This is a genomic window from Rhodopirellula sp. MGV (assembly GCF_002251265.1).
Taxonomy (GTDB): Bacteria; Planctomycetota; Planctomycetia; order Pirellulales; family Pirellulaceae; genus Stieleria; species Stieleria baltica_A.
Genome location: NZ_NPDI01000042.1, coordinates 206,097 through 214,435, shown reverse-complemented (window position 1 = coordinate 214,435; position 8,339 = coordinate 206,097). Strand labels below are relative to the sequence as shown.

The following is an 8,339-nucleotide window of genomic DNA, read 5'->3' as shown; positions in this document are numbered from 1 at the left end:
CGATTTCCGGTCTCACGGACTCAGTGATCGTTGGGAACCGACGCTAGCGCGTATCGGCTGATGGGGTGCTCGCTGGAGTCTAGCCTTTAGGCGATTTCCGGTCTCGCGTAAGCAGTGATGGATCGCAACCGACGCTAGCGCGTTTCGGCTAATTGGCGTGGGCCAAAGGCACACTAACCGACTAATCCGCTGTTGCTTGCAAAATTTTGGATTCGCTGCGCGTTCTTGACGCCCTTGGGACATTCGACTCCGCTGGCGGTGTCGATCGATTGGGCACCGGTGGCGATGACGGCTTCGGCGATGTTCTCCGGTTTCAACCCGCCGGCCAACGTCCACGTCCAATCCGGATGCGTGGCCGCCCAGGTCTTCACAGACTCCCAATGCAATGTCTTTCCGCTGCCGCCGTGGGCCGCACCGGCATCTGCGTCCAGCAATAGATGCGCGCCCGCTTGAATCCATGGCGCCGCAATCGCATCGATCTCCTCTGGACTCAATTCGACGCGAGGCAACTTGATCGCGCGAATAACCTTCCACCCGCCTGCGATCAACTCGGTCGCTTGACCCACCGGTTCGTCACCGTGCAGCTGGATCACATCCAACCCGACCGTCTGGGCGATTCGCTTCAGTGTCTCCGTCGACTCATTCACAAACACGCCGACTCTGAGCAGCGAGCGAGCTTGGGCTGCGCCGGACAGATCTTTTGTAGACGTGGCTTCTGGATCGACGTAGCGAACGCTAGGGGGAAAGAAATTCAGACCGATCGCGTCGGCACCAGACTGCCCGACCGCTTCGATGTCCGACTTGAGCCGAACGCCACAGATTTTAATGCGAAACATCTTCTTCCCCCGACAGACCTCCTAATCGTTAACTCACCACCGATTCCGCTCATCCCTCTCGGTCAACCCTGTCGATAAAACCGACAGCATTCCGTTCGGATTTTTTGGAACCCAGTGAGGCTTCTCGATGAAGGATCGTCCACAACTCCTCGATCAACTGCTCGTCTTTTCTGCAACGTTTGTCGTCGTGCTCGGATTGTGGCCCGCACAAGCCAAACGCCAAGTGCTGCATTGTCAAACCGGCGTCGATGCCGAATCCAATACGCAGCAATGGACAACGTACAGCATCCCTGTCGATCATCCCAGTCTGGCAAAGTTGAAAGAGAGCGTGGAGCGTTGGCAGACCCCCGAGAATGATCCCGTCTACGTCACCGCCAAATGGCGAAAGCAGGTCGCCGAGTTCTATGAAAAGTCCTCGCCCTGCAAATCCGATTCTCTGAATGCCGAAGATTGCGTCGGCACCAATGTCGAAGACGATGCCGAACAACACACTCCAAAGTCACGCCGTCGATCGCACAGTGGTCCCACGACCGCATCGATCTCCGACAGCGTCATCACAGCCTCTTATGAAATCCCAGTCGACGAAGACGCTGTACCAAGCTGCAGCGACCTGGTGATCACCGAATCGAACAAAGCCAAATTGCAAGCAAAGGAATCGGCAGGTGCGATTCGCCAAGTCGATTACCAGGTGACCTTGAACGAAGTTCCCCAAGCGGACTTGGCACCGAAGCATCAACCGGCGACTGAAACAAAGTCACTCGCCAAAACCAACTCGGTCGCCCAGGCGGACGCCGAACTCTCGATGGTTGCCGACGCGTCTTCCGCATCGGCCGACGAGACTTCGGCTGATGTGCGTTACTGGCAGCAAGTCAAAGAATCTGCGGCCGCTTCGATTGAACAGATCGAAACGCGTGCGGCGAATCCGCCAGTGATCATTGGCGAAGTCACCAAGGCTGGCCCATCACAATTTGCTTTCAATTTGGCCGTGCTGCTGGCGATTGCCGCGGTGTGTGGCTACATGCATTGGTTCAAGCTGACTCCGATGCAAGCCGGCGTCGAGTACCGCGACCAACCGATCGGCGTTTTGGCTCGACTCGGAACGTTCGGCGGAATTGTCACGTTGGCATTTATATCAGCCGTCGTGGTTTGGTATTAACCAGTACTCAAGAAGATCCGTCTCAGATCGGCCAGGGTATTCGCCGACTATTCGGATTAAATCAAGTTGCGATTGTAATCGATCTGAGACACCCAAAACCTTCCAAAAAAGTTTAGCCATGAACAATGCTGAGCACGATTTTGTCGTCCCACCATTCCCGAGTTTTCCGAGTGTCGGACGATACGTCGATTTGGGCCCGGTATCAGAAGCGATCGTTCGAGTCGCTCGCAGCGTGTTGGCACGCGAAGCGATCTCCTTGATCATCGGACCTCCCGGGACTGGCAAGTCATTGGCTTGTGCCGTGCTGGCGCGACAATTGGAATCGACGCATGATGTCGTGCAGTTGGGCGAAACCGGCTTAGGCGATTCGTCGGCGCTTTACCGCATGCTGTTGTATCGATTGGGTGTCGCAATCGGCGACAACCGCGGTGCGGATCTGGAACTGATGCTGCACGAACACCTCAGCAATCGCAAGCGACACGTCGCGTTGATTATTGACGAAGCGGCGACGCTCTCCAGCGAAGTCCTCGAAGACATCCGACGTGTCACCAACATCATGCGTGCTGGCCAACCGGTCGTCAGCGCGATCGTTGTTGGCGGTCCAAAGCTGGACGAGACGCTGGCCCTCCCATCAATGGATTCATTCGTCCAACGTGTGTCCGCACGTTGCTACCTGCACGCGTTGACCAGTGAAGAAACCGGTCGCTACATCATGGGCGCAATCGAAGCTTGTGAAGCATCGCCGGAAGACACGATTTCCAGCACCGCGATTTCGGCGATCTACCATGCCAGTGGTGGAGTTCCTCGATTGGTTAACCAGTTGATGACCGAGGCGATCGATTGCGCAGCCGAACTGGACAGCTCAGTCATCGACGAAGTCATGGTCAACCGCGCCTGGGCTCGCTTGCAACAATTGCCAAGCCCGATGATCGACGAACCACAAATGGGCTCAACGGTCGAATTCGAATCGTCGGCGATCGAGTTCGGCGAACTGTCTGAGCTTTCGGCGCCGCGTGCGGACAAACCGTCAGCGGTTGCCGAAGTCGGCTTCGCGAGCGAACCCGACATGATCGAGTCGCAAATGATTGACGAACCCGTGGCCGTTGAACCTGCCGCACCGGCCCCAAAACCGCTTGACCCAGTCGCACTGTTCGGCAGCTTCGATGAAGAAGAAGCGTTGGACTTGGGAGTGGGCACCTCCAGCCATCCCGCATCGCCAGCATCGGACGTGGACTTGGAATCGATGCTGCACTGCGAAATCATCGGCCTCAGCCAATTCGCGGCCAGCAATACCGCCGAACGCGAATCAGCAGCAGCTGATGTAGGGCGGAATGAGACTTTCGAAACGACGCAGTTCGATCCCGAGATGCAGCCTGAACTGTCGCTGCCGGAAATCGAAGTCGCAGAATCAGACTTGGCGTCTGAGTCGGTTGAAACTTCCGCGAAAGGTCCAAGCGTTGTTTGGTACGACGAACCGGAAGCAGACACCGACCCAATGAACGACGATAGCGATCTGCTTTGGATCACCGAAGACGTCGACTTGGAGCGTCGAGAGCCGATGATCAATCGCCGTGTCGACAATGGCGATGGCGGCGAACCACCACGCTTGAACATCGACTACCGCGAAATGCTGGAAAAGATGCGTCGCCACGGGTAGTTCAAACACGGTCGCGAGAACGACCACCAAATGATCCACGACGAAAGGCTCCGCGAGGGTGACACTCTTGCGGAGCCTTTCGCTTTACTACGACAGCACTAAGTCATCCGCGAGGGCGTCGACAACACCCTTCCAGGCGGTATGGCTGAAAGTTTTCTCCATCCGAAATAGATTCACTCACTGGGATTTCCCGGCGATTTCTCACTTGTGGTTGGAGAATGTTGGGATCGGGCTAAACTTTCTTGAAGAGAACAAGAAGGTCCACGCGAGCCCACACCGATGGCTGGCCCGGAGTACTGAAATAGGCTTTGTTTTGACAACTTCGATTAGCACTTCAACAAGCCCGATTGATGTCGGCCAAAATCAACCATTGGTGAAAACCGACACGCTGGTGGCGATCTGCACTTATCAAGAAGCAGGCCTAGTCGAATCGATGTTGGTTGAGCTTCGACGTGCATTTCCGGATGCGGTGCTGTTGGTTGTCGATGACAATTCACCGGACGGAACCGCCGGTATTGTCGAGCAGGTACAAAAACGCGATCCGAAAGTAAGGCTTCTCGTTCGTAAAGATCGACGGGGCCTAGGCAGTGCAATCGTGGACGCCATGCGAATCGCCTGCGACGGCGGCTACGAATTTTTTCTGAACCTTGATGCTGACCTGAGCCATTCGCCGGCCGAGATGCCCAAGTTGCTTCAGCGTGCAAAGCAGGACGACGAACTAGCCGTTGTCATCGGGTCTCGCTATGTCCAAGGCGGTCGCATCGTCGGCTGGCCCCTGAAACGCCGGGTGATGAGCAAACTGGTGAACCGCTTCGCGACCGGAGTCCTGCGGTTGCCAGTCCATGACTGTAGCGGTTCGATGCGTTGTTATCGCACCACAGCCTTGCGTGACATTCAACTCGATTCGCTGAAATGCGTTGGCTATGCGGTACTGGAAGAAGTCTTGGTAAGACTGCACCGTCGCGGATATCGATTTGACGAGGTACCGATTACGTTCACCGAACGACAAATCGGTGAGAGCAAACTCTCGCTCCCGGAAGCCTTCCGTTCAATCGGCTACATGTTTCGCTTAGCGCTCGAATCAAAAGATTAACTAGGCTCGAAAAGCAAACGAGCTATCGCACACGCCCTCCACTTGCAATTCCGATGCACATGCACACCCAGTGCACCTGCAACTCCATTGCAAACAGGCAAGATCTGAAGGCCGGTTGATCTTCAGATGTGTCCTGTCCCTCTGTCGCCTTCTGCTCTGCAAAAGCGACGGTAGAGAACTCTACCGTCGCCGAGCGAAAGGCGGCACTTGAAATTCAATAGGATGAAAGACCCTACTGCATCACACGTGCCCGCTACTAGCGGCTTACGGTTTCGCCGCCCGCACGCGTAAGCATTGCCCTCAGCATCTCGGCTGAGAGCGAAGGGTCAATTTGGATTACAGCTCCGTCGCCAAACAGACCCCAGCTGCCCCGATCGGGCGAGCGGATAGGAAGACTGCTCTTCAGGTCTGGCGAATCAAACGTCAGGTCGGATGGTTTGGTCCAAGGCACCGACTCGTTTTGATTTGCTTCGACCACCATCAACGTGTTGCTCAGGCCATCGAGGACATCGCGGAATCGAAGTTCCTTTCCCGTTTCGGCCATCATCCCCTCGCCAGCCGGAGCCAGGAAAACCGTTTCTCCGGGAGCCAACCCCATTCGAGCGTTGGCGAACACGGCAGGCATCTGTTCAAGCAATCGTTGATTGTGGGGGCTGTCCCAACGCTCATCCAAACGAAACTGCTGGTAGAGTTCCATTTCTTCAAGGAACGGCAAGATCGCAACACGCCAGCTGAGTAGCGGTTCGCCAGAGGCATCATTGATCGTATTGAAAGGAAGCTTGCGGTAGGCGGAGTGATAGTTGTGAATCGCCAAACCGATTTGTTTCATTTCGTTCGACACCGTCATTCGCCGGGCAGCGTCACGGGCAGCTTGCACCGCAGGAAGCAATAGGCCGGCGGCAAAACCGATGCTCGTGATTGTTCCCTCGTCTTTGATTTGGACAATCTTACCGTCGACCTGTGGCTTCAACCGCTCGCTGAAATAGTCTCCGATACGACGCAGGTATTGAACGGTCGACAGTTGGACCGGATCATCACCACGCACCTGCGCCCCAACGCTACTGACGAGCATATCACGAGTCGTGTCGATGCACTGGGTCAACGTTGTGGCGATTGATTGTGCCGCCGCTTCGTCGCGACCAACGAACGTGATTCCCACTTCCATCATTGGAAAGCTGTAGTTGACGTTGACTAACAACGCATCGGTCTGCTCTGGCAAGTCAGCAACGCTTTGCAGGTTTGGCGGCAGCATTTGAACCTGCTGACGCAACATCGGTGTGACGATCGGGCGAATCGGCTCCAGCACGGTGATCAACATCAAGCCTGGTCGCTTGCTGACCCGTCCGGCAAGCTTTGCCAGCGTCCCCTCTGAACCGCTCTTCGATTTCATCATTGCCGAAACGTATCCGGCAGTCCCGATCAACAACGTCTTGCTGTCAGGCTGGTGGCACTGGAATGTCACTCGGTTGTTTTGGGTCTGATACATTTCCAGCCCATCGACGGTCACCGAATCGAATGGGACTTGAAAATGACTGACCACATCTGCGAGTGAAAAGTCCTTGTTCGTTTCGACGACGACACCGCCGACTGGCCCCGCTGGCGAAGGCATCGCGGCGATCACCTTTACCGATTCGATCGTGATCGGATCGATGCCGACCTGCTTCACGATCGCGGCCTGGAAGACTTCGACCGGCAGAAGCTCCATCTGCTCGCCTTGCAAAATCTCGCTTGGCGAACCGAAAGCGGCAACCAGTGCATCCGGCGGGATATAGCTGGTCGAAAGTTTTGAACTGTCTTGAGCAATACAGGGCATCGAAAGCGATGCGAGCGTCAGAACGCCCGCAAACACTTGCGTCAGAAACTTAGACTGAATCATGAAGAGCTCCGCAGCGACGTGGTGTAATAGCGTTATGGTACACAATGAAAGCATGCCGCTGTTGCGGCGGATGCCACTAATAATTCAGAGCCTCGCGGCCATCGCGAGTCATCAAACCTTTGAGATCTTCGGCCGAGATCGTTTGAGGAAGGCTACGGACACTGCCGTCTCCGAATAGCACCTGAAACCCACGCTCTCCGGGACCGATCGAAAGCATTGACCGGAGATCTGTGCCTTCTGTCGGAAGGTCTGCCGGCTTGGTCCAGGGGACCGCGGCCTCATCACTCGCTTCGACGACCATGATCGTGTTCGACGTTCCATCGGTGATGTCATAGAACGAAGTTGTCCGGCCGGGTTCGGAGATCATGCCAGTCCCCGCTGGCGCCAAGAACGCCGTTTCGCCACGCTTCAGCGTGCGCCGCGGACTTGCAAAGACCTCGGGCATCTGATCGACCAACGCTCGGTTGTGGGCGCTGTCCCAAGGCTCGTCCAAGTGGAATTGTTGATACAGGCCCATTTGATCGATGTAGGGCAAAATCGCCACACGCCAACTGAGCAGCGGAGTGCCATCGTCGCTCGCGATCGCATTAAAAGGCAACTTGTTCTGAGTCGCATAATAGTTGTGGATCGCTAGGCCAATCTGTTTCATTTGGCTTGCCACGCCGAGGTTTCGGGCCGCGGACCGAGCCCCCTCCATCGCCGGCAAGAGGATGCCAAGCAGCGTCCCTGTACCAAGCAACGCGCCGTCGTCTTTGATTTGTACAAACTTGCCGCTGACTTGCGGACGCAAGCGTTCGGCAATCAAGTCGCTGACACGCTTCGTGTAGTTCAACATTTCCAATTGAACCTGGTCATCACTTTGTGTCTTGTCCGCGACGTTGTTGATCGCCATTTCGCGTCCAAAGTCGATGCATTGATTCAGTGTCTCCGCGATCGCTTTTGCAGACGCCTCGTCACGTCCGAGTAGCGTGACCGCGAATTGCGACTGCGGATAGATGTAGTTGACGTTGACCAAGATCGCATCCGATTGATCGGCCAGATCGCCAACACTTCGAAGTTTTGGTGGCAACATCATTACTTGTTGCTTGAGCATCGGCGACACGATGTTTCGAATCGGCTCGATCACGGCGATCACCATCAAACCCGGACGCTGATTGATCCGCGAAGTCAGTTCCGCCAAGTTGCCGGATGATCCGCTTTTGGCATTGATCATTGCAGGCAAGTAACCACCGACTCCCGCCAAGACGGTTTTACTGTTGGGCTGGTAAAAATGAATGGTCGGCCGCTCGCCTGGGGCATGAAACATGTCCAAGCCGTCGACGGTCACCGGTTCGAACGTCCCGGGAATCCGCTGCAGTACAGCGGCGAGGTCAAAGTCTTCGGAGAACTCAATCACCGCGCCTCCCATTGGACCGGCGGGCGAAGGCATTCCGGCTACCGTTTTCACTGACTCGATAGTCAGCGGATCGAATCCGAGCTGGTGATTGCCAAACGCTTGCAAGACTTCTAAAGGCAACAACTCCATCTGCTCATCGAGCAAGATCTCACGCGGTCTGGCGAACGCCGCAACGATCGCATCCGATGGGATGTAGCTCGACGACAGTTTCCCGTTGCTTTGGGCAAATCCTGGCGTCGAAAAGGAAGCCAATACCGCAAAGCAAGTCATGGCACGGACGGCCAGTCGATTTCGAAACATCATTCGCTCCGTAGCAGCGTGGTGG

6 protein-coding genes are annotated in these 8,339 nt (G+C 55.8%); 3 read left to right on the top strand and 3 right to left on the bottom strand.

The window, feature by feature from the left end:
* Positions 1–173: 173 nt before the first annotated feature.
* Positions 174–836, bottom strand: coding sequence for a phosphoribosylanthranilate isomerase (locus CGZ80_RS15575; RefSeq protein ID WP_094416007.1), 663 nt, complete (start codon positions 834–836; stop codon positions 174–176).
* Between the two features lie 127 nt (positions 837–963).
* On the opposite strand from CGZ80_RS15575, the gene CGZ80_RS15570 reads away from it, so the two are divergent.
* The 3 genes from CGZ80_RS15570 to CGZ80_RS15560 all read left to right on the top strand — a co-directional run bounded on the left by CGZ80_RS15570 (position 964) and on the right by CGZ80_RS15560 (position 4,742).
* The gene (locus CGZ80_RS15570) at positions 964–1,992 is read left to right on the top strand and encodes a hypothetical protein (RefSeq protein WP_094416005.1); all 1,029 of its coding nucleotides are present in this window, start codon (positions 964–966) and stop codon (positions 1,990–1,992) included.
* A gap of 118 nt (positions 1,993–2,110) precedes the next feature.
* Positions 2,111–3,649: an ExeA family protein gene (locus tag CGZ80_RS15565; protein ID WP_094416003.1), complete on the top strand. Its 1,539-nt coding sequence runs from the start codon at positions 2,111–2,113 to the stop codon at positions 3,647–3,649.
* A gap of 313 nt (positions 3,650–3,962) precedes the next feature.
* Positions 3,963–4,742: a polyprenol monophosphomannose synthase gene (locus CGZ80_RS15560; RefSeq protein WP_255407711.1), complete on the top strand. Its 780-nt coding sequence runs from the start codon at positions 3,963–3,965 to the stop codon at positions 4,740–4,742.
* Between the two features lie 256 nt (positions 4,743–4,998).
* Here CGZ80_RS15560 and CGZ80_RS15555 read toward each other — a convergent pair whose 3' ends face one another.
* Together CGZ80_RS15555 and CGZ80_RS15550 are read right to left on the bottom strand one after the other, a co-directional pair.
* On the bottom strand, positions 4,999–6,618 hold the full coding sequence (locus CGZ80_RS15555; RefSeq protein WP_158222713.1) for a DUF1559 domain-containing protein: 1,620 nt from the start codon (positions 6,616–6,618) through the stop codon (positions 4,999–5,001).
* Between the two features lie 76 nt (positions 6,619–6,694).
* Positions 6,695–8,317 carry a DUF1559 domain-containing protein gene (locus CGZ80_RS15550; RefSeq protein WP_094415999.1) on the bottom strand — a complete coding sequence of 541 codons (1,623 nt, stop codon included), beginning with the start codon at positions 8,315–8,317 and terminating at the stop codon, positions 6,695–6,697.
* Positions 8,318–8,339: the final 22 nt, after the last annotated feature.